The sequence below is a fragment of the Pseudomonas matsuisoli genome (assembly GCF_014647635.1).
Classification (GTDB): Bacteria; Pseudomonadota; Gammaproteobacteria; order Pseudomonadales; family Pseudomonadaceae; genus Pseudomonas_P; species Pseudomonas_P matsuisoli.
This window is the reverse complement of the sequence record NZ_BMPO01000007.1, coordinates 43,760-67,902: the sequence shown is the minus strand read 5'-3', so window position 1 is coordinate 67,902 and position 24,143 is coordinate 43,760. Positions and strand designations below refer to the sequence as shown.

22 protein-coding genes and 1 riboswitch are annotated in these 24,143 nt (G+C 53.5%); of the genes, 12 read left to right on the top strand and 10 right to left on the bottom strand.

The features are described from left to right. Nucleotides 1–205: 205 nt before the first annotated feature. Nucleotides 206–538, bottom strand: coding sequence for a helix-turn-helix domain-containing protein (locus IEY47_RS15060; protein ID WP_188984109.1), 333 nt, complete (start codon nt 536–538; stop codon nt 206–208). Nucleotides 539–648: 110 nt separating this feature from the next. Between IEY47_RS15060 and IEY47_RS15055 the strand changes: the two genes are divergently transcribed. After that, nucleotides 649–1,248 carry an antitoxin Xre/MbcA/ParS toxin-binding domain-containing protein gene (locus IEY47_RS15055; RefSeq protein ID WP_188984107.1) on the top strand — a complete coding sequence of 200 codons (600 nt, stop codon included), beginning with the start codon at nt 649–651 and terminating at the stop codon, nt 1,246–1,248. 576 nt (nt 1,249–1,824) lie between these two features. Here IEY47_RS15055 and IEY47_RS15050 read toward each other — a convergent pair. The 3 genes from IEY47_RS15050 to IEY47_RS15040 all read right to left on the bottom strand — a co-directional run bounded on the left by IEY47_RS15050 (nt 1,825) and on the right by IEY47_RS15040 (nt 4,484). After that, nucleotides 1,825–2,043: a hypothetical protein gene (locus tag IEY47_RS15050; RefSeq protein WP_188984105.1), complete on the bottom strand. Its 219-nt coding sequence runs from the start codon at nt 2,041–2,043 to the stop codon at nt 1,825–1,827. Between the two features lie 689 nt (nt 2,044–2,732). Further along, entirely contained in the window at nt 2,733–3,686 is a 954-nt protein-coding gene (locus IEY47_RS15045) for a hypothetical protein (RefSeq protein ID WP_188984103.1), read from the bottom strand. Nucleotides 3,687–3,749: 63 nt separating this feature from the next. After that, the gene (locus IEY47_RS15040) at nt 3,750–4,484 is read right to left on the bottom strand and encodes a LabA-like NYN domain-containing protein (protein WP_188984101.1); all 735 of its coding nucleotides are present in this window, start codon (nt 4,482–4,484) and stop codon (nt 3,750–3,752) included. 1,333 nt (nt 4,485–5,817) lie between these two features. Here IEY47_RS15040 and IEY47_RS15035 point away from each other — a divergent pair. The 7 genes from IEY47_RS15035 (at nt 5,818) to IEY47_RS15005 (ending at nt 12,748) form a co-directional block, all read left to right on the top strand. Next, on the top strand, nt 5,818–6,927 hold the full coding sequence (locus IEY47_RS15035) for an HNH endonuclease (RefSeq protein WP_188984099.1): 1,110 nt from the start codon (nt 5,818–5,820) through the stop codon (nt 6,925–6,927). A 972-nt stretch (nt 6,928–7,899) separates the two neighbouring features. Then, nucleotides 7,900–9,330 carry an IS1182 family transposase gene (locus tag IEY47_RS15030; RefSeq protein ID WP_188984097.1) on the top strand — a complete coding sequence of 477 codons (1,431 nt, stop codon included), beginning with the start codon at nt 7,900–7,902 and terminating at the stop codon, nt 9,328–9,330. 245 nt (nt 9,331–9,575) lie between these two features. Continuing rightward, nucleotides 9,576–9,917, top strand: coding sequence for a metalloregulator ArsR/SmtB family transcription factor (locus IEY47_RS15025; RefSeq protein ID WP_188984095.1), 342 nt, complete (start codon nt 9,576–9,578; stop codon nt 9,915–9,917). Between the two features lie 22 nt (nt 9,918–9,939). Beyond that, nucleotides 9,940–11,223 carry an arsenic transporter gene (locus IEY47_RS15020; protein ID WP_188984460.1) on the top strand — a complete coding sequence of 428 codons (1,284 nt, stop codon included), beginning with the start codon at nt 9,940–9,942 and terminating at the stop codon, nt 11,221–11,223. A 17-nt stretch (nt 11,224–11,240) separates the two neighbouring features. Next, nucleotides 11,241–11,711 carry an arsenate reductase ArsC gene (locus IEY47_RS15015; RefSeq protein WP_188984093.1) on the top strand — a complete coding sequence of 157 codons (471 nt, stop codon included), beginning with the start codon at nt 11,241–11,243 and terminating at the stop codon, nt 11,709–11,711. Nucleotides 11,712–11,726: 15 nt separating this feature from the next. Next, nucleotides 11,727–12,425 carry an arsenical resistance protein ArsH gene (arsH, locus tag IEY47_RS15010; RefSeq protein WP_188984091.1) on the top strand — a complete coding sequence of 233 codons (699 nt, stop codon included), beginning with the start codon at nt 11,727–11,729 and terminating at the stop codon, nt 12,423–12,425. A gap of 119 nt (nt 12,426–12,544) precedes the next feature. Then, entirely contained in the window at nt 12,545–12,748 is a 204-nt protein-coding gene (locus tag IEY47_RS15005) for a DMT family transporter (RefSeq protein ID WP_188984085.1), read from the top strand. Nucleotides 12,749–12,841: 93 nt separating this feature from the next. Here IEY47_RS15005 and IEY47_RS15000 read toward each other — a convergent pair whose 3' ends face one another. Further along, nucleotides 12,842–13,195 (bottom strand): DUF190 domain-containing protein, encoded by a 354-nt coding sequence (locus IEY47_RS15000; RefSeq protein ID WP_188984083.1) that lies wholly within the window; start codon nt 13,193–13,195, stop codon nt 12,842–12,844. A 10-nt stretch (nt 13,196–13,205) separates the two neighbouring features. Beyond that, complete coding sequence (gene crcB / locus IEY47_RS14995) at nt 13,206–13,589, bottom strand: fluoride efflux transporter CrcB (protein ID WP_188984081.1); 384 nt, start codon at nt 13,587–13,589, stop codon at nt 13,206–13,208. Nucleotides 13,590–13,727: 138 nt separating this feature from the next. Further along, nucleotides 13,728–13,789: riboswitch (Fluoride riboswitch) on the bottom strand. Between the two features lie 84 nt (nt 13,790–13,873). On the opposite strand from crcB, the gene IEY47_RS14990 reads away from it, so the two are divergent. Beyond that, a complete protein-coding gene (locus tag IEY47_RS14990) occupies nt 13,874–14,449 on the top strand; it encodes a uracil-DNA glycosylase family protein (protein WP_188984079.1) in 576 nt (191 codons plus the stop codon). A gap of 3 nt (nt 14,450–14,452) precedes the next feature. Here IEY47_RS14990 and IEY47_RS14985 read toward each other — a convergent pair whose 3' ends face one another. Continuing rightward, nucleotides 14,453–15,625 carry a TDT family transporter gene (locus IEY47_RS14985; RefSeq protein ID WP_188984077.1) on the bottom strand — a complete coding sequence of 391 codons (1,173 nt, stop codon included), beginning with the start codon at nt 15,623–15,625 and terminating at the stop codon, nt 14,453–14,455. Nucleotides 15,626–15,733: 108 nt separating this feature from the next. Between IEY47_RS14985 and IEY47_RS14980 the strand changes: the two genes are divergently transcribed. After that, the gene (locus IEY47_RS14980) at nt 15,734–16,627 is read left to right on the top strand and encodes a LysR family transcriptional regulator (RefSeq protein ID WP_188984075.1); all 894 of its coding nucleotides are present in this window, start codon (nt 15,734–15,736) and stop codon (nt 16,625–16,627) included. Nucleotides 16,628–16,914: 287 nt separating this feature from the next. Here IEY47_RS14980 and IEY47_RS14975 read toward each other — a convergent pair whose 3' ends face one another. After that, nucleotides 16,915–17,874 carry an endonuclease gene (locus tag IEY47_RS14975; RefSeq protein ID WP_188984073.1) on the bottom strand — a complete coding sequence of 320 codons (960 nt, stop codon included), beginning with the start codon at nt 17,872–17,874 and terminating at the stop codon, nt 16,915–16,917. A 232-nt stretch (nt 17,875–18,106) separates the two neighbouring features. Continuing rightward, nucleotides 18,107–18,817, bottom strand: a complete 711-nt coding sequence (locus tag IEY47_RS14970) for an SOS response-associated peptidase family protein (RefSeq protein ID WP_188984458.1) — start codon at nt 18,815–18,817, stop codon at nt 18,107–18,109. Between the two features lie 101 nt (nt 18,818–18,918). Here IEY47_RS14970 and IEY47_RS14965 point away from each other — a divergent pair, with 101 nt between their 5' ends. Further along, entirely contained in the window at nt 18,919–19,356 is a 438-nt protein-coding gene (locus IEY47_RS14965) for a LexA family protein (protein WP_188984071.1), read from the top strand. Further along, complete coding sequence (gene umuC / locus IEY47_RS14960; RefSeq protein WP_188984069.1) at nt 19,343–20,626, top strand: translesion error-prone DNA polymerase V subunit UmuC; 1,284 nt, start codon at nt 19,343–19,345, stop codon at nt 20,624–20,626. Before IEY47_RS14965 ends, umuC begins: the two co-directional genes overlap by 14 nt. A 1,627-nt stretch (nt 20,627–22,253) precedes the next feature. On the opposite strand, the gene rpoD is transcribed toward umuC, so the two are convergent. Continuing rightward, nucleotides 22,254–24,110: an RNA polymerase sigma factor RpoD gene (gene rpoD / locus IEY47_RS14955; RefSeq protein ID WP_188984068.1), complete on the bottom strand. Its 1,857-nt coding sequence runs from the start codon at nt 24,108–24,110 to the stop codon at nt 22,254–22,256. Nucleotides 24,111–24,143 lie beyond the last annotated feature (33 nt).

The following is a 24,143-nucleotide window of genomic DNA, read 5'->3' as shown; positions in this document are numbered from 1 at the left end:
TCCATCCGAAAATAGTCGAATAAATACAACACGTTGATTGCTTCCTCAAATATGCGCTATTCCGCGCCTTTAGTTGCACATTTGCGGCTTAGTACCTATATGCTCACCCGGTAGATGGAGACACCTGTTCGCGCCTCGGTCAACGAGCTAGTTAAATTTGCTTCCAGCAAGAGGTGCCTTCCAACTAAGCGTTTTTTGACTATACCTATTGCGGCGGAAGAACATCACGTAGCTGAGTCTGTAGCATCTTGTCTAAGGCGCGCCATTCGTCATGGCTTCTAACATAAGCGGCAGCAACGATCGCCAAAGGATGGACGTTTAGTCGTTCGGCGATCTCTTCTATTTTTGCAAGCGTTGGCGTCCGGTTTCCGCTCTCTACGCGGCTGATGTACGCCTGATCCATACCCAGACTGGTCTGAGGCACATTCATAGCAGCCCGGAATTCACGTACAGCCCTAGCGATATCGTTTTTTGTGTTCATTGCTCTTGGCAAATGAAAACAATGGAGCCAGAATGCGCCATCAAGGGCTATGTACATATGTGCATATTTTCATATTTATTATATGTCACAGTCGTACTGCATTTGGCTCACCTTTCCACAGACGTGATCCGTACGAGCAGTCAGGTGTCGTACTACTAGGGAGATAAATGGATAGCGTTTACGAAGGCCAACTAGCTGTTGATTACGGCTCCCTGCTAGATACCTACGGCACGAGCCGGAACGACACGTTCGCATGCCAATGTGCGAGCGGATGGTTTGGACTGGTTTACGCCGCACTGGGCATTCTCAACTCATACAAGAAACATCGCGATCAAAAAATTATAGTTGTTCAGATAAAAGAGAAGTTCGGTAAGCTAAGAATATATTGTGGCGGTACTAATGCGTTTAGTGAGATCGCTCTTGAAATAATCGAGATGGTATCAGGGCATGTATGTGAATGCTGCGGCGCTGAAGGGGAGCTAGCAAATGATAGAGGGTGGTTGAATGTCAGATGCGGTGAGCATCATTTGACTACAAGCATCCAATCAGTAGAGGCCTCCAAGCTAATGATGTTAGCGCATGGGCGGAAGTTGGCAAGTGTGATTCTTGATATTGTATGTCAATTCGGAGTTCAGTCTGCTGCATGGGCTAGACTGCCAGCCACTGCATTAGGTGGACTAACACCTGCTGAAGTGCTTTCAACAGAGTCAGGCTGTGACAAAGTTATGGTATTGCTATCGCGGCTAAATGATAGCGTATTAGATTGATGTTCGTCCGAAATCAGGTTGAACGCGCGGCACCTTATCACCTGTTAATGACGTATCGCTCTTGCGGAGGTGGAATGACTAGTAAGAGACGATGGGTGCTGACACTTCACGACGCAGCCGACGGTACGGGTGACGGTTTCATTGATCTTCCGCCAGAACTCTTAAAGCAGGAAGGGTGGGAAGCGGGTGACGAATTCAGCATAGAAGTCGAAGATCATTCGGTCATTTTGACTCATTTAAAGAGACGCGATGATGATTAAAGAATATACAACGACCTGAGCTTTGAGGAAATAATTGCCTTTAAGGTGAAGCGTTAAAAAGAAAAGCTACAGAAGCTACGCAATATCAGCGATGAAGAGCGTAAAGAGTTGAATGAGAAGAATGCTGAACGCTGTCTCGAAATCGCAGCTCTGTTCGCAAAAAGCAGAAGATATCTGGCTATTATAAATTTGTAGAGCTTGGCGGAGGAGCGCCAGTCATACCAGATATACCTCGCCGCAGGCCTGAGCCACGCTGAGTGGTTAGAAAGTCCATGCCAGCTAATCGCTAGCAGAACGGAGTTTAGTCATCTTCTGCCTAGTCTCGCTCGAACAGGGCGATGATTTCTTCATCGCCTCGGTTAAATTCTTCGACGGTTACAGGTATACGGAAGTCTGCATCGTTTAAAAAATCTATACGCTTTTTAGTCTGTGCAGGGATATCTGGTATTGGAGCGCTGTTTTCATTGTCCATATCTACTTCCGTATGTGGCGTATGCGTCAAGCATAAATTGGCGATATCTGGATAGGCAATCACCTTCCATCGTGCCCCAAAAAAAGAGCCTAGTATTTAAATGAGGCTTTTGATAACGCAGAACCCAACGAAGGTTTATATTATGTTTTCGCCTGTCAAACCGAGCTTAGATCCCTGGCCGATCCTAGAAAGCGATGAGTATCAGACTTGGAGTTCTGTTCACATCAGTGAAGGTGTCTATTTCCTAATGATCGCTGACTCATCAGGTGTTTTGATGACAACCGATTGTACTGAGCTTCAGTTACAGGCGTTGGACGCTCCTGAAAACATCCAGTCTGTCCATTTAGCGTTCACGGGAGATGACGGGCTTAGGGTAGAGCAGGTGAGCAGTGCATTGATTTTCGAGGAGTCACGACCTGCCGGAGGCGTCAGACACTACTTGAGTTTTCAACTCGTAAGTGGGTTTAGCTATTCTAGCAAGAGCCCTCCAGTTGATGCGGTCGGCAGAACTATCAGCATTTATAAAAAATAATTGGGCGTACGTAGAAATTAGGCGGCTCGAGTTGCCTAAACTGTGAAGCTACAGGCACGAGCAATCTATTTGTATTCGGTGAATAATCTAATCCGGCTTCAGGCTTATTGAGCCCTGAGATTTTCACCGAAGATGGACATCATCAGATGATAGTAAACGAGTCTTATATTTCGTCGTTAATGGCAATTCCATTCTTTGATTCGAAAATTTTATGGAATTTTTAGTCTCTATTTTTAGAGCTGCTTTGCCCTTTTGAGCGAGTTTTAATTTCACCGTAATCGTGCACAGATGTTGAGACCTCGTATCGTTTGCCGTGTAAGGCTGTTAGGAAGAAGGCTCTTAGCGACTGACGTTGTGTTGGCTCAAAGTCTTCACGGATCGGATAGCCTTTAGGGTTATTCTTGCGTTTAATCCAAAGCGATAAGTAATACATAGATGCGGCTGAAATAACCATCATTCCTAAGCTTAATAAAAACATAAGTGATTTTGGTAGGCTGTCAGGATTAAAGAATATGTCAGTTATAGAATAATATTCGTAAGTCCACCAGAGTGCGCCAATAAGCGCAAATGGGCTTGAAACTACAATTAAAAATGCAATGGAGGCAGTTAATCTCTCGTAAAAACTTGCTTTAGAATCATCCGTGGTAACCTCGAAATCTGAATGCTGTCCGAAAATTCGTCCAGCGCCTTTGATTGAAGCCCGAGGATCTCCTGTTATATAAAACCCTACCTGCACCCACTCGTCGTGGTTTAAACAGTCAAAGGAAAAAACGAATTTGTTTTGATGCGGTGAAGTTATAGAAAATTCCATTTGTGAGTGAGGTCTTACTATCTCGGGTTCTCCGATTACCCTTGCCGACTCGTTTACTTCTATAGTAAGAGGCGCTGACGGCGAAATTTCATCACCTCGAACGGTATCTCGTCCCCTGTTCCAAATACGGGCTACAACAAAATAGATGTTATCTAGTGTGTTGCCCGCACGATCAATTATCTTGAATGGACAAGACTTCCCGCTCTCGGCTACTATCTGTCGACCAAGTATTTCCAAAACTAAATCTTTTCTTTTCTCTGTTTGTTTAGAGGCTATTAGGCTGAAGATATAGCCAAGCGTGGCCCCTAAAAAGAGTAGTATTAAATCTTTCGCGTCGAAAATTTCGAAGGAAAACGCCGGCATTTATATGTTTGACTCCCTAGGTATTAATGACATCTTGCTTTTCTGGGATTGGTCAGGCGAGCCTTAGCCAATTTCGTGGTACGCGGAAAGACCAGCTGCGCCTGTCCAGCCGATCACTGATCCAGGGCGAAATCGCTGTGATTCGTACATTTGAGGGTCCAGTTGAAGCCTCTCTCGCTTCAAGGCAGGGTCGCTGACTGACAGTGTTTTGGGAAAACTATCCCAGTACTCTACAGTGGCTTCGCGTTTGTGATGATCGAACGCTATCACTCGTATGATTCGGTGATAGCTGTGCTCGTTCGAGTAGTGAACGCCGGGTATCAGGAGTGGGTTCGTAACCCGATTGCATGCCCGGGCCAGGCCCCCAGATAAGCCTGCGACCGCGACGACTTCAACCCAAATTCCCTTGTCTTGAAGTACCTCTACAAGCCGAACGAAATCCCCGTCTCCTGAAAGAAGCACAACTCGGTCTAGCCGCTCGGCGTGAAGCATGACGTCTACTGTCAGATCGACGTCGACATTTGCCTTAGTGGTAGTTTCGCCTGAGTCTGTTTGGTAAGTCTTCACCGACTTTTGATGGAGCTTAAATTCGCCCGCTTCAAGCCGGATCCGGCAGTTCTTACGCCATCCAGCATATTTCGAATTTTCGGCCTCACGTTGCTCATCGATCGCGAGGTAGGCGTGAGCCTGCACAACGACTCCCGTGCTTTCGTAGAATCTGCGGAGTGCTGCGAAGTCGATTGCTCCTAGCTTGTTGGATGCAATGTTTTCGAAGTCAATGTAAATCCCAGTTCGCATAGTTACTCGTTCAGATGGGGCGTAGCGGGTAGGGCGGTGCCGAAGCTAATGCGGGCCTGAGATCCGGTTCACATGACGGCGGGCGTGGATACGATAGTATCGCCCACGCTGGCAAGGATCGCCGCTCATTCATGGATGAATATCATGCATTCTCGCGTACTCAGTTTCTTCGCGTTTCTGTTCCTGACCGCTTCAGTTGGAGCGGGTGACCGCGTGGACCCTCCAAAGTCTTTCAGCACAATCGAGCGCCTAGGCCAGATGCCTGCTACGTACATTTTCTAAGCGGCAGGATTTCCCCTGGTAAGTGCTCGGATCAAGGATGATCAAATGCTCAAGGCAGTGCAGTACGCTTTCCTTCTCGTAATTTTCTTGTTTGCGAACGTAATAGCTTTCACCGTTGGTGCAGCGTTTGCGTCTACGACAATTGCGCTCGGCTTCTAGCCTAACCAGCCCGTCCAGTAGCACGCATTTGGGTAGCGGCTTGATGCTGTGGTCAATGCGGCTTAAGCCGCTATTTGCACGTCGTCGCTAGGCTGAGTGGTTCCATCATCCAGCCAGTTAGCGCTGGCCAAAATCTTCATACGATCGTAATAGTAGAAGTGAGGCTATCGGCCTTTTGCATACAGGGATGTTGTAGATGCGGTAGCCATTCGTATATTGAGCGCAACGCTAGCGCTCTGTCCGCTTTTGTCGTCCGCTCCCAGACACCCGGACTTAAATCGGGTCTCTCTTCTTTCGGTCTATCAGTTGGCAGCAGAAAACGATGCTTAGCTTTCCGCTGTTCGCCACGCTTTTCTGGCGAAAAGAGAAGCAATTCCGCAAGCCAAAGCAGGGGTGCTACCAAATCTAAGCGCCGAAGCCACGACCGACCGTTCCACCCTAAGTAGGGATGAACCTGAGCTTCGTCGATCGCGTAGCGGAACCGTGCTTCGAGCACGGCTGAGTCAGCCGCTTTTCAGACTGGATCCCTGGTATCAATTGAAAGCCGCCCAAGCCAGTACTGAGCAAGCGCGCTCGGATATGGAGCCCCAATTAAGCGTGCAGCGCTTTTTGCTGTCGTTCAGCTCAGTGCCGCGTTACGCGAAGCGAAAGGTAGGCGCGAAATCGAAAACACGTAAAGCTATGTGGTCTGTTTTGGGCTAAGTGGACACTTATTTTAGGTGGATAAACTACCCCTGCTCCGGTAGACATTCCCGGCCTATACGACCGGTTAGGCACCCAAACCGCGCGAACGTATGCCTTACGAGCGAGATTAAAGGTAGCCTCAAGGTACATCCAGTGCCGGTGATATGAAGAATTGAGAGGGAAGATCATTGTGCTGTTAGGAGAAGGTATGGATTGCTATTTATGCAAAGAGCCGCTGACACCCAAAAACGATTCTAGTGAGCACATCATCCCCAACTCCATCGGCGGAATACGTGAGGTTAAAGGCTTCATCTGTCGTAAGTGCAATGGTAAAGCCGGGGAGACGTGGGACACAGATCTGGCCAAGCAGCTAAACAAACTGGCCGTGTTTTTCCGAGTCGTACGCGACAGAGGCGAGAACCGCGCTGAGGTTATTGAGACTACTGCTGGCGAAAGGTTAATTTATGACAAAACCTCGTTGAAGCTCTTCGCGCCAGAGATCAATAAGGAAGTGAAAGAAGATGGCATTCACTTTCAAATTAGCGCCAATGACATGAAACAGGCTCGCCAGATCTTGGCAGGTTTGAAACGCACCTACCCCACACTTGATGTCGACAAAGCCTTAACCAGTGCGACGGCACAGCCCAAATACCCTGATGGGCACTTCCACTTCGAATTCAGTTTCGGGGGCCTGAGTGTTGGAAAATCGCTCGTAAAGACTGCCTTAGCTCTGCTGTCCTCTAACGGTATCAATCCCAATATCTGCGAGCGAGCGAACGCCTATATCTTCAATAACGATGAGCCGTGTTTTGGCTACTACTACGACCGAGACCTACTCATCAACCGACCAATCGGCGTGCCCATCCACTGTATCTGCGTAAGGGGCAATAAGGCTGCGCGGACGGTTCAAGCGTATCTCGAATACTTCGGCATCGCACGAATCGTTATCTCCTTGAGCGCAGGCTACGTGGGTGATGAATTCAAATATGCATATGCGATCGACCCAACCAAGGGCCAGGAAATATCTGTCGATTTTGATTTGGATTTTGACGAATCTGACGTCAGGAAAATCTATGAATATCAGCTCTATGACCCTCAGGTAGCTCTGGAATGTCTACACGCTGTCCTTCCTCATGAGATCCAGCGGCAGCAGGAGCAGCATCTAGAAGAGGTTCTTGCCAATTCGAGAAAAGCTATGGAGCAGCGTTTCGCAGGTATGAGCAATTTAGATCCTAATGAGTTTGTTGAGGCTTATATAGAGAGTCTGAAGCCCTATATCCAGCATCTGAGCAAAACCGGACGACTAAGAGACAGATAACCAAGAGTCAAAATGGGCATGGCCCGGTCTGCCAGCTTTGTATCCCTACGCAATTTACGAGGACCTACTTGCTGGCTGATAGCTACCGAAAATACCGGAAGAATGTTGGGGCTGCTTTTGAGAACGTTTGACCACCGATGGGCCAAAGGCTGCTGCGAGAGAATGCTTGTGAACGACAAAGGTGATTCAGAATCAGCCAACGATGTCATGTGCGACGCATGTCTGTTGTCTACAAAGACGTCGAAGGGTGTCTCCCAGTACGGAACCATGCAAGCAAATTGGAGTGCCGGAGCAAAGCATGAGGGTGAGCGTTACGAATTGCGTTTGTGCGAGAAGTGCTTTTTCGTCGCGCTACTAGCGCTCAGGCAGCAAAGACGAGTCGAGCATCTCTTCAGTGAAGACGCTGCGCTAATGAACTCTGATGAAAGCTTTGGTCGAGTCAGACCAGAGGACTAGCGCTTTGTCGTTGGTTCGGTAAGTCCGACTCCTTGCTGGCATCACAGTGAAATCTACAGGTCTCATGCCCGGACCTATTGGAGCCCGCTTTGCGGGATCATCCAGCAGTGGTGTTCTGCTGACATCCGTGTGGATTGTCCAGCGGACCGCAGTGGCGTGCTACCTTCACAAGCGAAAGGTTCTTTGGGGTAAGTCTATGCTACTTCTTTTGTCCAAGCTCTTGCCGAAGCGTAAGTCTGACCCACTGCTAGAAAGCTTGATAGCTGTGAAGTCGATTCGAGTCGTGGGTTGTGGCGGCTTGGCTCAGGACGCATCTGAGATCTATGAGTCAGAAAACTTTAAAAAAGCTCAAAGGGAGGCGCATCTCATCGTGCCCCGGCCGCGAAGCGATCGCTAGCTGCCCTGACTTAGCTAACGGCTGCCCGTACAGAGTGACTGCTGTCGGCCCAGAGTGTGTAAAAACGCCCGGACATACCCTTGCTATGATTTCTGAGAATTTCATCGCAAGGGAAGCCCATGAAACGGTTTATCCAGGGTGAGCACCGAGGGCAAAGCACCTTACTTCCCGAGAGCCTCGACGACTACGTCAGCGATTCCAACCCGGTACGGGTGGTTGATGTCTTCGTCGATGAACTCGACTTGGCCGCGCTGGGTTTTGATGGCGTCATTCCAGCCGAAACCGGCAGACCTGCGTACCACCCTGCGATCCTGCTGAAGATCTACATCTACGGGTATCTCAACCGCCTCCAATCGAGTCGACGTCTTGAGCGAGAAGCCCAGCGCAACATCGAATTGATGTGGCTAACCGGGCGCTTGATGCCCGACTTCAAAACCATCTCCAACTTCCGAAAAGACAACAGCAAAGCCATTCGCGGCGCGTGCCGCCAGTTCGTTGTGCTGTGCCAACAGTTGGGGTTGTTTAGCGAAAACCTGGTGGCCATCGACGGGAGCAAATTCAAGGCAGTGAACAACCGCGACCGCAATTTCACCAGCGCCAAACTGAAGCGGCGAATGGAAGAAATCGAGTCGAGCATCAACCGTTACCTGACCTCCCTTGATGCAGCTGATCGGCAAGTGCCAAGCGCCGCTGAGCCAGATGCTACGCGCCTGGAAGAGAAAATCGCCAAGCTCAAAGCCCAGATGAAAGAGCTTCAGGCGATCGAATCTCAGCTCAACGACTCTCCAGACAAACAGGTTTCACTGACTGACCCCGATGCCCGCTCGATGATGACGCGTGGCATTGGCATCGTCGGCTACAACGTACAGACGGCGGTCGATACCCAGCACCATTTGATCGTTGCTCACGAGGTCACGAACGTTGGCTCTGACCGCGACCAACTCAGCTCGATGGCTAAGCAGGCGCGGGAAGCCATTGGTTCAGAAACGCTGTCGGTCGTGGCTGATCGAGGCTACTTCAAAAGCGAGGAAATCCTAGCATGCCATGATGCAAAAATTACCGCCTATGTACCCAAACCGATGACTTCAGGAGCTAAAGCGGACGGGCGTTTCAACAAAGATGCCTTCGTTTTTAACGCTGTTAAAAATGAATACGTTTGCCCAGCTGATGAGGCATTGATTTGGCGTTTCTCCAGCGTCGAGAAGGGCCTGAACATGCACTGCTACTGGAGTTCGAACTGCCAGAGCTGCGTCCTGAAAACTCAGTGCACGCCAAGCAAGCAGCGACGAGTGCGACGTTGGGAGCATGAAGCTGTGCTAGACGAAATGCAGAACCGACTGAACCATGCGCCGGACATGATGCGAGTCCGAAAGCGCACTGTTGAACATCCCTTCGGGACGCTCAAACAATGGATGGGATCCACGCATTTCCTCACACGTAGGCTGGCCGGCGTCAGCGCGGAGATGAGTCTGAATGTGCTCGCCTACAACATGAAGCGGGTCATGAAAATCATCGGTGCCGAAGGCTTATTGAAGGCAATGGCGGCGTAAAAGCCCCCGGCTTTTGCTGCTCCAGGTGCCGCTTAAACGCTTCATAAGCGCGTTGGAGCGTTACCGGTGCTGATATTGGCAAATGCGCAGGCAATCGACCCGCCCAACTGCACAGGGCTGAGGCATCTACGATACGAAAGTGTTTTTACACACTCTGGGCCAGAAGCAGTCACTCGGGCCTCCGGGGTTCTCATTACATATGAATTTCCATATATTTGAAAATCCATATGTAATGAGGCACTGCCGTGCTGAGCCCATCTGAGCTATTCAAGTGCCTATCGGACGAAACCCGCGCTCGCGCCACATTGCTGATCGCTGAGCACGGAGAGTTGTGCGTGTGCGAACTCATGTGCGCGCTGGAAGATAGCCAACCCAAAATATCCCGTCATCTGGCCCTGCTTCGTAGCACCGGTCTGCTGCTCGACCGCCGCCAGGGCCAATGGGTCTACTACCGGCTCAATCCAGAGTTGCCGGCATGGGCCGTAGAGGTTCTCAAGGTAACGCTTCAAGCCAACGCCGACTGGCTAGCGATCAATTCCACCCGCCTTTGCAACATGGACGGACGCCCTGTCCGTGCCTGCTGCTGATCTTTATCTGCAAGAGATCATCATGCTGACTGCCGCTGCCGTTTTTCTTTTCACGCTCGTACTGGTCATCTGGCAACCGAGAGGCCTCGGCGTTGGTTGGAGTGCTGCACTTGGTGCGCTCATTGCTCTCGCAGTTGGCGTGGTGTCGTTGCAAGATATCCCTACCGTCTGGGCCATCGTATGGAATGCCACCGCGACCTTCATAGCGGTCATCATCATCAGCTTGCTGCTCGACGAGGCTGGTTTCTTCGAGTGGGCTGCTTTGCATGTGGCGTGCTGGGCGGGTGGAAACGCTCACCGCTTGTTCGCCTTCTGCATACTATTGGGCGCTGCCGTGTCCGCGCTGTTTGCCAACGATGGCGCAGCGCTGATCCTTACTCCCATCGTTATCTCGATACTGCTGGCGCTACGCTTCTCTGCCGCTACCACGCTAGCCTTTGTCATGGCCGCAGGATTCATCTCGGATACTGCCAGCCTGCCGCTAGTGGTATCGAACCTGGTGAACATTGTCTCTGCGGACTACTTCAATCTGGGCTTCGCCGAATACGCATCAGTGATGGTACCGGTCAACCTGGTAAGTGTTGTTGCGACTTTGCTAGTTCTCTACCTGTTCTTCCGTCGCAACATCCCGGCGCAATACGCTCCCGATGCGCTAAAGGTGCCCGCCGAGGCAATCCGTGATCGCTCGACCTTTATCGTTGGCTGGTGGGTATTGCTGTTACTGCTGGTCGGCCTGTTCGCCCTGGAACCCCTTGGCATACCCATCAGCGCAGTGGCGGCAGTGTGTGCGGCCATCCTGTTTACCGTGGCAGCCAAGGGGCATGTGATCGCCACGCGCCGGGTGCTGCGCGATGCCCCCTGGCAGGTCGTTATCTTTTCGCTAGGTATGTACCTGGTGGTCTACGGCTTGAAGAACGCCGGACTTACAGACTCCCTCACTCTGGTGCTGAACCGCCTCGCCGAACAGGGATTATGGGCTGCGACCTTGGGCACGGGCCTGCTATCGGCGGCTCTGTCCTCGGTGATGAACAACATGCCCAGCGTGCTGATCGGCGCTCTGTCCATCCAGGCCAGCGAAGCCAACGGCATCATCCGCGAGGCCATGATCTACGCCAACGTCATCGGTTGCGACCTGGGCCCGAAGATCACTCCCATCGGCAGTCTCGCGACTCTGCTCTGGCTGCATGTGCTCGAACGTAAAGGAATCCGCATCACCTGGGGATACTACTTCAAGGTCGGCATCCTGCTGACCTTGCCGGTTTTGCTGGTCTCTCTCTCGGCCCTGGCATTGCGTCTGGCCATCTAAACGTACAGGAGCAAAGAATGCGCGTTCTCTTTATGTGCACGGCCAACAGCTGTCGCAGCATCCTTTCTGAAGCAATGTTCAATCACCTGGCTCCGGAGGGTTTCGAGGCTGTCAGCGCTGGGAGCTTCCCCAAAGGGCAGGTACTGCCACGCAGCCTCACGACCTTGCAGCAGGCCGGCATCTCCATCGAAGGGTTGAGCAGCAAGGGTAACGATGTGTTCGAGTCCAATCCCCCGGATATCGTTATCACCGTCTGCGACAAGGCTGCTGGCGAGGCTTGCCCGGTTTACTTCGGCCCGGCTGTGAAATCCCATTGGGGCCTGCAAGATCCCTCCGATGTGCAAGGCGATGAGCGGGAAGTGGATGCGGCCTTTCGGGGCGTACTGGCACGCATCGAACAACGTTGCCGCGCCTTCCTCGCCCTGCCTTTCGAGCGTCTGAGTCGTGATGAACTCAAGCGTGAACTAGATAGCATCGGAACCCTATAAGCGAGCGTTTTAACGATGACAGACCACCTACCCAATCTCGACCAAGCACTGTTCGAAGAAAAGTCAGAGGCCCATGGCGATAGCCACCACAGGCCTCGCATCTTGCTGCTCTACGGTTCGACAAGAGAGCGCTCCTTTAGCCGTTTGCTGACGGAGGAAGCGGCGCGACTGCTGGAACATTTCGGCGCAGAAACTCGCATCTTCAACCCGTCCGGTTTGCCACTGCCAGACGATGTTCCGGTGGAGCATCCCAAGGTTCAGGAGTTGCGTGATCTGGTGCTGTGGTCAGAGGGCCAGGTCTGGTGTTCGCCTGAACGTCATGGCGCGCTATCCGCCGTGTTCAAAGCCCAGATCGATTGGGTTCCTTTGGCACTTGGTGCGATCCGCCCGACCCAAGGGAAGACACTGGCGGTGATGCAGGTTTGCGGCGGCTCGCAATCATTCAACGTCGTCAACCAGCTCCGTGTTCTCGGTCGTTGGATGCGTATGTTCACCATCCCCAACCAGTCCTCGGTGCCGAAGGCCTATATGGAGTTTGATGATGCTGGCCGCATGAAGCCCTCGCCTTACTATGACCGCGTCGTCGATGTAATGGAGGAGTTGTTTCGTTTTACGCTTCTGCTCAGAGATCATCCCGAGTTGGTTGACCGTTATTCGGAACGCAAGGAAGCAGCTGAGAGCCTATTTAAGCGAGCCAATTTAGGCTCGATCTAAGGGTTAGCTGGGCCCTGCTGGCATGATTGATGCGATGATTAGCTTGTTTGCGCCTGCGGTGTGAATAGCTATTTGCGAGCACGTTTTTACCTGCTCTTTCCAGATAAGGAATCTGTGAAGTGGGATGGTTTTTTCTGCTGCTTGCGGGGGCGTGCGAAGTTTTCTACGCAGCCGCGATGCCTCGTACAGAGGGGTTTACACGATCGATGCCTAGTCTGTTCTGTGGGGCATTTATCTGTCTGAGCATGTACCTGCTCTCTCTGGCGACACGCGCTATTCCAGTTGGGACAGCCTATGCGGTATGGATGGGGATCGGACCGTAAGCGTCCGGGCAACACATCTTCCTGAATCCATCGCTTGAGGCGATGGTGTCCACCTTAAGTCAGTGTCCACTCAGCCCGGGACAGACCACATGTTCATAGCTCCGAAATTGTGGACGGGGCTACGCTGGAAGGCGCTTTTCCAAGTGTGCCCATCTCGATTGGCGTCTTCGTGAAAAACACCGATATTTCCTCACAATCCAGTCGCTTAAATAACCGCTCTGCCTCATCCTCCGTGATTGCCAGGCGAATCTCCGTGTGTTGATCAGCCAGCTCAAAAAAGTGCGATGAGTGTAGTTTTCCGGTGTGTCCAAAACCTTCGATCCCAGTGCATAGCGTGGCACCTCGCAGCCCCATTTCCTTAGCCACGTCGACGATCCATTCGCCAAGCATCTTTCCTTGGTAACGACGTTTTTGTTGGGTGAAGAAAACGACCATATAGCCTTTCATTTTGATCTCCTCAGCGAGTACCAATCATTTGGTAGGACAGTAGTCCGGCAGCGGTCATCGCTAACGAACCTACGACGTGCAATGAAATTGAGCCGAGCGCCCACAGCAATCTTCCTTCTTGGATTAGGGCAACTGTTTCGGCTGAGAAGGTGGAAAAGGTGGTAAGTCCTCCACAAAAGCCCGTGATTATCAGCAGGCGCCATTCTGGGCTTAAGGAGGGAGATGCGGCCAAGAACGCGATGGCCAGGCCGATGATGTACCCTCCGACCATGTTCGCCACTACAGTGCCTGGGGGAATAGTCGGGAACAGCGCGTTGAGCTTCATACCCAGGAACCAGCGCAACCAGGCACCAAGTGATGCGCCGATGGCAATGACAAAGAGTGATTTCAGCATGACTGCAAATCTCCTCTGAGCTGGCAGGGCCGAGGAGGTGCTGACCGCAGATTGCGAAAGAGAGCTAATACGGATTTTTGAGTCAAGTTCCTGTCCTAGATTGGCGGACAGGGGGCACACCTACGCACCCTGTCCAGGGTTCACGTAGACATCATCAGCACGGGGCGGTTGTGAGGAGGAATGCCATCTCCTTCGAAGCAACATATCACTCGCGCAATTGTTACGTAAACAGTGCTTTGCAAGCCTTGACGCGAGCACGGTTTCCTTCGACGCCCAGAGACTAGATGAATATTCAAGATACCCGCAGACATCGTCTGTACTCCCAGCCTGTTGGCAGTCTGAACAAGTGGGTAGACGCCCGGAGCCTGGGAGCTAGACGACTGCCGTACTTTGATCCGCTGGATGGTGGGGTCGATGCGTCTGTTCTGATATTGCTGGAATCTCCGGCCAGGGATTGCTCGTGGCCACGCTTCGTTTCCCGCGACAACACAGGGCCTTCCCAGCGCAACCTGAAGCGCTTCCTTGAGCAGGCGTGTCTCGTGCGTGAGCAGACCATCTTGTGGAATCTGTATCCATGGCTGCCGGATCTCGACAGTCCTGCCGAAGCGATCACCCGCTCGAAGATCATAGAGGGCGTCACACTGCTGAAAGAAGTGATGGATCTGCTACCGCGCCTGCGCGTCTTGGTCCTGGCAGGGCGCGTGGCGCAGAGAGCGGCACCAGAAATCAAGCAGCATGGCCCCGAACTCAGCCTGCTCGCGATGCCCCATCCGAGTCCGCTTTCGATATGTCAGCACCCTGATGTCGCTGCAAACATCGTCACCACGCTCACCCGAGCGGCGAGCGTGGCCAATGCCTGATCGTTAGCGACTGACGCGCTTGGCGTTCAGCGATGCAATACAGGGCGATACAAACAGGTTGCCACGGTATGCACCGGCGGCGGTTTTGGTTGCAACCACCAGCCACATAATCGCCAACATCATCACCAGGATAATGCCCAGCACATCAAAAAAAGCCAATTTCAGCGTCACACCGAGCTTGAGCGTTGTTACCGCATAGACGCCCAGCGGGAAAGTGAAGCCCCACCAGCCGAGATTGAAAGGGATGCCGCCTTTCGCATAGCGAGCGGTAATGAGCAGCGCCAAGAGCATCCACCACAAGCCAAGCCCCCAAAACAGAACACCCGATACCACCCCAATGCCAGCAGCCACCGCACCTATGCCTGGCATGCCATGGGCGGCAAAGATGGCCGGTGCATCGTTGCCAATGACCAACATGCCCAGCGCACCGGTGCCAATCGGCCCCAGCGACAACCAGGACGATGCCGCCATGCTCTCGTGCGGCAACTTATGAAGCGCCAGGCGCAGTACCAGAATAACCAAAATGCTCAAGGCCACCGGAACTGAGTAGGCCCACAAGACGTAACTAGTGATCAGCATCGTGAATTGAGCGCTGGTATCGGCCAGATGCGGTGCGATGGTACCGCCGCTCGCCGCTGCCACTTCCGCCGCTACCACAGGAAGCAGCCATACAGCAGTCATCTGATCGATGCTGTGTTCTTGTCGGGTGAACATCATGAATGGGATAAGTACACCGCATGCCAGTGCCATGGCGACGTCCAGCCACCAGAGCACGTGGGCCAGGGCAATCACACCCTCTCCCCAGTTCGGCAGACCGTACTGAACCAGGCCGTTGATAATAGTTGCCAGGCCCATCGGGATCGTGCCGAAAAACATCGAAACTGTGGAATGCCCAAAGATCTGTTTGGCTTCATCGAAGAAGAACACCCAGCGGGCGGCGTACATCAGAGTGAAGACGGTAAACAGCAGAATATTGAACAGCCAAAGGGCCTCCCCAATACCTGCAAGCAGCGTACTGTGACCCGGCAACTGCCCTAGGGCCAAGGCCAGAATGCCGGTGCCCATCGTGGCGGCAAACCAGTTAGGCGTGAACTGTCGTATCGCTTCCTTGGGATTGGAAAGCGCCGAGAGCGGCTGGCCGCCCTGCATGATCTTGGTCAGGCTGATCTCGCGCATAAAGCCTCCGAATGATCGCGATGCGATGACAGATTCAGAATAGCGACATGCACTTATCTGGAAAAACGGATATTTTGGATATGACATACCTATTTTCAAGGTAGAAAAGTGAAGCTCACACTTCGGCAACTCGACATCTTCCGCGCTATCGCCCAACTGGGTTCAACCACCAAAGCCAGCGCAGCCCTTGCCCTGTCGCAGTCAGCGACCAGTGCGGCCCTCCATGAACTCGAAGGTGCTTTGGGTATTCGGCTCTTCGACCGCGTTGGCAAACGTTTGGTGTTGAACGACAACGGCCGAACATTGTTGCCCAAGGCTATCCGCCTGCTGGAGGCTGCGCTGGATATCGAGCGTGGTTTTCAGACTGAGGCTTGCGCGCGGCTGCGAGTAGGTTGCAGTACCACGATTGGCAACTACATCATGCCGCTGCTGATGCAACACATGGCCGAGCGTGCCGGCGGGACACAGATTGATGTAATCCTGGGCAACAGCACAGAGATCGCACGGCAGGCGGCACAACTGTCAATTGACGTTGGCCTGGTCGAAGGGCCGAGCCACCAGCCCACTCTTGCTGTGCAGCCCTGGTGTGAAGACGAGTTGATCATTGTCGCAGCGGCAGATGACCCTTTGGCCCACAAGGGGCGGCTTTCGCTCAGTGACCTGCAAGACGCGCGCTGGCTGGTACGCGAAGAGGGATCGGGTACGGCTGAAGAGGTGCAGCGCTGGCTTTTTCCACATCTGGGTGCCTGGCGTAACGCCCGGCAGATTGGGAGTTCAGAAGCCATCAAGCGGATGGTCTCGGCTGGCGTCGGAATCAGCTGCCTTTCCTATTGGGTGGTCGGAGATCTCATCGCCGAGGGCAGTCTGGTCTCGTTGAACCACGTGATCCCTGAGCACAAGCGGCAGTTGCACGCGGTTTATCACAGAGACAAGTTCATCTCCCGCTCCCTTGAAACCTTTTTCAGTGTGACCAAGGACTTCGCGTCGGCCAACGATAGATGACCGTCAGGCCATGCGAGGCCTTCATCAAATTGAAAGACGTAATCACCGGCCGCTTACGTTCTAGCAACAGCCGGGACTGTAGCTCACGACTCTCACCTCTGTGCAGTCATAGGGCAATGGACGCGCGACATCTCCTTCGATATATAGCTTGCACGGCTACCCGGTGTCCTGAACTTAGCGTGCTGAGCGCGGGGCATCGCAAATGTTCAGGTTATGCGAATGACCGCTTCTGGCCGGAAGCCGCTATTTGGGACTGGCAACTGCCGACCACAAATGGACGTTCTCAATCATCTACAATTGCCAGCCTTTCTATAGCCAGCTGCTTGAGCTTCCGATTCCAGAGTGAACAACTCTTGGTTTTTCCCAGACACGTTCCCATAGCTCGGGCAGCCCTGCGGCAGGTGGTATACCTGGCTGTTGCGGTTGCCAATGATCATTCCGTTTCCCTGTAATTGATGGGTGGCAGTGCCTGGCTTCTGAGCTGCGCGGCCTTGAACTTTACTGATTACCCCATCCCCGACCGGCTTGTAACCTACAGTCCAGCTTCGCTCGCCTGTCACGAATTTGTTGTGATGGCCCATGACGGCCGCGATGCGGTCGTCTCTCTGACGCTCCCAGGCAGTCGCCGGATATTGCTTGTTCCACGCCATTAGGAGCTGCTGCTGTTGCCGAGACATGTTTAGGTTGTAACGGTCGAACATGTAAAAGGTGGCACGCGCTACCAACCCTTTGACTTCATCACGCGGCTCTGCGGCGCGCTCACTGAAGTCGACTTTTGTCCTACATTGTCCGTATTGCGAAGCCGCCCCAAGTACAGCTCCATAGTTGAAGTTGCTTCGGTCTCCATTCACCTCTCCCACTGATGGGTAGAGGTTGAACAAATTCGCTTCTATCACACGAAAAACGGGATCCTCAGAAACACAATTCTTACGTCCACCGTTCTGCCAACATTGTCGCTGTCGACCGAACGTCTGAGCCGGGACGATGTGCTCCCACTCAATGCGCTCAGCGCGATTTTGCTGCTTCCGGACTTGGTATCCGCACGACGCGAAATCGATCCTGCCTCCTGATTTGCCAAGCCATGTCCACTGACAGCCGCAGTAAAGATCACCAAGCGAACCGGTGTTTTGGTCGAAATAAATGCTGTTCTTTGCAACTATCTTCGCTTGAGGAAAGTTGTCGGGAGGGGAGGCGATTGAGAGGAAGGAAAGAAGCGATAAAGCGGTTATTGCGACTGCGCGTACCATTGACTACAACACGACTACTAAAAAGAAGAGGCGCATTATAGGCCCGTTGAGCTGGACTCTTGCGAAGCTTCGTCACAGCTGACTCATTGGATATGACCTACCACCAATATCCTTTTTTGCGGTAGTCCAATCTACCTGTCGACCTGAAGCACTCTTCACTTTTTCTTCACAGGCTGGACAAAGTAATAGAGCCCAGGGAAGCTGGTGTTTCGCTGCGTAGCGCTACCTGCATTCAATGTCCGAGCCTTCGAGCATCTTCAGTCGGCCTGATCAGCTCTGCGCTGTCTGTTTTTACATTTCCAACCGCCTTGCTGACTGGCTTCCACTCAAAGTCGCGAACCGGCAATCCTTCATTTCGCACAATCTGTTCTGCACGGCCTGAAGACAGACCTGGTTCGATCCATTCCCGCGCCTCATCAGGAGACAACACAACAGGTCGGCGATCGTGGATATCCACCATGCCTTCATCGCTGTCCGCCGTAATGATCACGAATCCGTCCCCGTCCTTTACGTCAGTGCCCTGACGATCAAACTGACCGATTGCAGCAAACCACATCGGTTCACCCGACTTGAGCGTGATGTAATACGGCTGCTTTTTCTTTGGGTCGTTCGGATCCGTCACCCACTCATACCATCCATCCACGCCGACCAGTGCCCGGTTCGGCCAGGCCGTCTTGAAGAATTTGCTCGTTGCGGCAGTTTCGACGCGGGCGTTGATGGCTGGCGGACGTTTACCTTGAGCCCAAAACGGTTCGAAGCCCCATGGCATCTTCGCAAAACGAAGGCCCTTCTCGTTCTCAAAAAGGATCATGACGCGCGATCGTGGGGCCACGTTGTATCGGTTGATCGGCTCAGGATCGAAGCCTCCGTCCAAAGGTAAATCGTGCTTGAGCATCTCCAAATATTCGAGCGCCATTCGGTACTGCGTAAATCGTCCGCACATCGGTGCTGCCTTCTGTCGTAGCTCGCTGGTTTTCAATTGACCGCCAGCGCAAAGCTCGGTTTAACTGTTTATATATACAGTATCTCAAGAGCTGAGCAGTTATGGCCCGCGTTACCGCTATTTACGATCACGTGCCCGGTACATCGAGTGTGCCTATCTATTCGTACCGAGTGCCTGCGGGATTTCCAAGCCCTGCCCAGGACCACATAGAAGGTCCGATCAGTCTGGACGAGCTGATGAATTTGCGGGCACCTCATACGTTTTACGCGCGGTGTGGTGGTGAAAGCCTGACTGGGATAGGGATCTTTGAGGGCGATCTCATGGTCGTTGATCGATCAATCGAGCCATCGACAGGATCTGTCGCCATCGTCTCTGTGAACGGCGACCCTATCGTCAAGATATTCACTAAGAGAAAAGACGGGCAGATTGTGCTTGAGTCGGCTAACGAACGCTTTCCGCCACGTTATATCTTGGAGGGTGACGAGCTGGCCATATGGGGCGTTGTTGAGTACAGCGTGCGCTTTCATGGCAAAGCATGAACCTGCATTCGCCCTGATCGATTGCAATGCCTTTTACTGCTCATGTGAGCGAGTTTTCAGGCCTGACCTGATGCGGACGCCCATCGTAGTGCTTTCAAACAACGACGGCTGCGTAATCAGCCGGACGTCTGAGGCGAAGGCGTTGGGTATCAAGATGGGAGCGCCGTATTTCCAAATCCGCAACGACCTGAAGCGTTGGGGAGTCGTTGCGTTCAGCTCGAACTACGCGCTGTATGGCGACATGAGTGCGCGGGTGATGAGCATCATTGAGAGCCTGGTGCCTGCGGTTGAGGTGTATTCGATCGACGAGGCTTTTGCTGACCTCACGGGAATTCCAGGTGCGCTCGAGCCGATCGGCCGGGAGATACGTCGGCGCGTATTGAGGGATGCCGGCATTCCTGTAGGGGTTGGTATTGCTGGCACGAAAACTTTGGCCAAGCTGGCAAACTACGCTGCGAAGCGCTGGCAGAAGCAAACCGGCGGTGTGGTCGATATCCGCGATCCGGTGCGGCGGGACAAACTGCTGAAAGCAACAGAGGTTGGCGAGGTCTGGGGTGTCGGTCGGCGGATGAACGAACATCTCAACGCACTTGGCATCAAGACAGCTTGGGATCTCGCGCAGTCGGACGCCTGGTCGCTGAGGAAGCAGTTCAGCGTTGTCATCGAGAAAACGGTTCGAGAGCTGCGCGGAACGCCATGCTTAGAGCTAGACGAAGCCGACCCACCCAAGCAAGAAATCTGCTGCTCAAGAATGTTTGGGAACCGCCTCACATCCATTGAGCCAATCCGCGAAGCCGTAGCCAGTTACGCCGCTCGGGCTGCTGAGAAGCTTCGGCGGCAGTCGTCACTGTGCAAGCGCGTGAGGGTGGGCATCCGAACCGGGATGTTCAATCCGAACCAGCCTAGATATGCGAACGGTGCGCTATGCGAACTACCGTATCCAACTGATGATACCCGAGTCATAACTGCGGCAGCGATAGCTGGTTTGGACCGTATCTACCGTGACGGCTACGCATACAGCAAAGCTGAGGTCTTGCTTGTTGATCTCTGTCAGCGCGGCGAATACTCCGACGATCTATTCGCCTCCGTCCAGCCCGAAAGCAGTGAGCGCCTTATGGGCGTAATGGACCAGATCAACGGGCGGTGGGGTAGAGGCACGCTCCGGCCGGGCAGAGTGCCCGTTGCGCCAGAGTGGGGTATGAGGCGAGAGATGATGAGTCAGTCGTTTACTACACGGATTGATCAGCTTTGGGCAGTGCATTCCAACTGAGCTACTAGCCTTGGACGGCCGTGCAGGCTCCACTTAGCACAATTATAGGGAATTATAGAGCGACTATAGACCAACTATAGAGTGATTATACACATGTCCTAAAATCGCCCAGCAGCCCCTTATTCGGCCTACTCGGAACACCGTCATTGGCGCGTCCTTTGTGCAGATTCGTAGATGCACAGTCGGCAAATATCTCAAAAAACCACAAGCGTACTGTACATGTATTTGGGGGCAGTCATTCCTTGCGGCTGCATGTACCAGGGGCTGCTGCGTTTAGTTTTGCATCGCCCGCTTGACGACGGCGCGGGACTCAGAAAGCACGACGGCCAGCCTTGAGCCATCCTTAGTTAGGTATGGCATGGATCGCCTTGCTCAGGCGCCCGATACGCCATCTCTTTCGCTGAAGGAGTTCGCTGTTGCAAAGCATGGAAACCGCTACGTGAAAATCGCGCAAAGCCTTATGGCATGCGGTCGGCGCATGATGCGCGCCGCCAACTATTGACTCAGGTGCTGCTGTACTCGGATTGCGCTTGCGAATACCCCGCCTATGATTACTAGGCTCCACTCCTGCTGCATTGCATCGTGCCCAGTTATTCGTACTCCACCAGGTCCGGGACAGACCAGTTGGCCATGATTTTGAGATTGCCGATCGAGTTAGTGTGCAAAAAAAAACCGCATCATAGATGCGGTCTCTTCTATATGGTGGGCCCCCCCGGAGTCGAACCGGGCACCAACGGATTATGCTTGCCACTACAACTTTCGCTGCCCCTTTCGGGTTTGTGGTCTGGACTGTCTCTTACCTTTCGGCTCACCCGTACAGTCTCTACACCTTCCTCACATTTACTGTAAGGCTTGGCTCGGGATTGCCACGCCGAAGCAGAGGTTTCCCCGAATTTGAGCGATTCTACCTCTGGGCAGAGTGAACTTACCCAGGGCAACCCATCCGCGATCCACCATGCCCCATTTGGGGTTTAGGTCTCTCGCCTTAAGTCCGCTGCTCTAACCAACATGAGCTAGAGGCCCAAATGAATCATGACACCACCAACCAACGGTCCAAATACCACACCGAAGTGCGTACCACATAAGAACCGTGGACCAAAGGATTATGAGTCCTCTGCTCTAACCAACTGAGCTATAGGCCCTCAGAAGGATGGCGGAGTATACCGAGGGGAGGGCGGTGCGCCAACCGGTTGAATCACATGAGCTATTGGATGGAAACAAACGTTCTTCGCGAACGCCCAGGAACGAAGGGCATGTAGGGTGGATTAGCAATGTAGTCGCGCAATCCATCATTCGCCGCTTTGTCACTGGTGATTGGGTCGCTTGCGGTTAACGGTGGGGCAGTCGTGGTTAGCGGGTTGCGATGCCGTTGTTTAGTCGGACTTTGATCGCCCACAAGTGGGCTCCTACAAGGATCGCGTCGGGCAGGATTTGTTGTAGGAGCCCATTCATGGGCGATTGAGGATGGTTAGGCCGTATGACGTGCTCGATCAAACCCGGTTACCGGCAAACTAAACACCCTATGTTGGCTTCTGCAGATATCTAACCGTTCCTGACAAATTTGACCCGTAAACAAGAAGCCCCGGCGGGTACCGGGGCTTGGCTTCTCGTGGATCGTGTCGCTCGATTACTCGTCGAGGAACGAGCGCAGGTGCTCGCTACGGGACGGGTGACGCAGCTTGCGCAGCGCTTTGGCTTCGATCTGGCGGATACGCTCACGGGTAACGTCGAACTGCTTACCGACTTCCTCGAGGGTGTGGTCGGTGTTCATGTCGATACCGAAGCGCATGCGCAGGACCTTGGCTTCACGGGCGGTAAGGCCGGAAAGGACGTCGCGCGTCGCTTCCTTGAGGCTTTCGACCGTGGCGACGTCGATCGGGGACTGCATGGTGCTGTCTTCGATGAAGTCGCCCAGGTGCGAGTCTTCGTCGTCACCAATGGGGGTTTCCATGGAGATCGGTTCTTTGGCGATCTTCAGTACCTTGCGGATCTTGTCCTCAGGCATTTCCATGCGCTCGCCGAGCTCTTCCGGCGTTGGCTCACGACCCATTTCCTGCAGCATCTGGCGCGAGATCCGGTTCAGCTTGTTGATCGTTTCGATCATGTGAACGGGGATACGGATGGTGCGCGCCTGGTCGGCGATGGAGCGGGTAATCGCCTGACGAATCCACCACGTGGCGTAGGTCGAGAACTTGTAACCACGGCGATATTCGAACTTGTCCACCGCCTTCATCAGGCCGATGTTGCCTTCCTGGATGAGGTCGAGGAATTGCAGGCCGCGGTTGGTGTACTTTTTGGCGATCGAGATCACCAGACGAAGGTTGGCTTCCACCATTTCCTTCTTGGCGCGGCGAGCCTTGGCTTCACCGATGGACATCCGGCGGTTGATGTCCTTGATCTCGTTGACCTTCAGGTCCACTTCGTTCTGCAGATCGATCAGTTTCTGCTGGTTACGCTTGATGTCATCGCTCAGGCGACCGATGGCTTCGGCGTACTTGCCTTTGCCGCTCGCCAGACGATCGGCCCACTCGAGGTCGGTTTCGTTGTTCGGGAACTGACGTAGGAAGTCGGCGCGTGGCATGCGGGCGTCACGGACGCACAGCTGCATGATGGCGCGTTCTTGACGACGCACGCGCTCCAGCGCGCCACGGACGGTCAGGACCAGTACTTCGAACTGCTTGGGTATGAGCTTGATCGGCATGAACAGCTCGGCCAGCGCTTCGAGCTCGGCAACGCCTTCCTTGGAATGGCGACCGTGCTTCTTCAGGGCTTTCTTGGCTTTTTCGAGCTGATCAGAAACGGCACCGAAACGACGAGCGGCTTCTTCCGGGTCCGGCCCGGTATCGCCTTCGGATTCGTCGTCATCGGACTCGTTTTCGTTCTCGTCGTCATCGTCGTCGTTCTTGGCGTTGTCGGCCTTGTTGCCTTGCGGCTGAACGGGCTCGACTTCTTCCGCAGGCGCGCTACCGTCGTCCGGATCGATGTAACCGCTAAGAACGTCGGACAGGCGACCGCCTTCAGTCGTGACGCGGTTGTATTCGGACAGGATGCCGTCGACGGTGCCCGGGAATTGGGCAATGGCCGCCATGACTTCGCGAATGCCTTCCTCGATGCGCTTGGCGATTTCGATCTCGCCTTCGCGGGTCAGCAGTTCGACGGTACCCATTTCGCGCATGTACATGCGCACCGGGTCAGTAGTACGACCGATGTCGGTTTCGACCGCAGCGAGCGCAGCAGCCGCTTCTTCAGCGGCGGCTTCGTCGGTGTCGGCTTCGGCCAGTAACAGGGCATCCGCATCCGGGGCACTCTCGAATACGTTGATCCCCATGTCGTTGATCATGCGGATGATGTCTTCCACCTGTTCCGGATCTGAAATATCCTCCGGCAGGTGGTCGTTCACCTCGGCGTACGTCAGGTAACCCTGTTCACGGCCGCGGGCGATCAATTCTTTGAGGCGAGACTGCTGTTGCGCTTTTCCGGACATAACACCCTATCCACTTAAGGTCTTGGCGGGCTG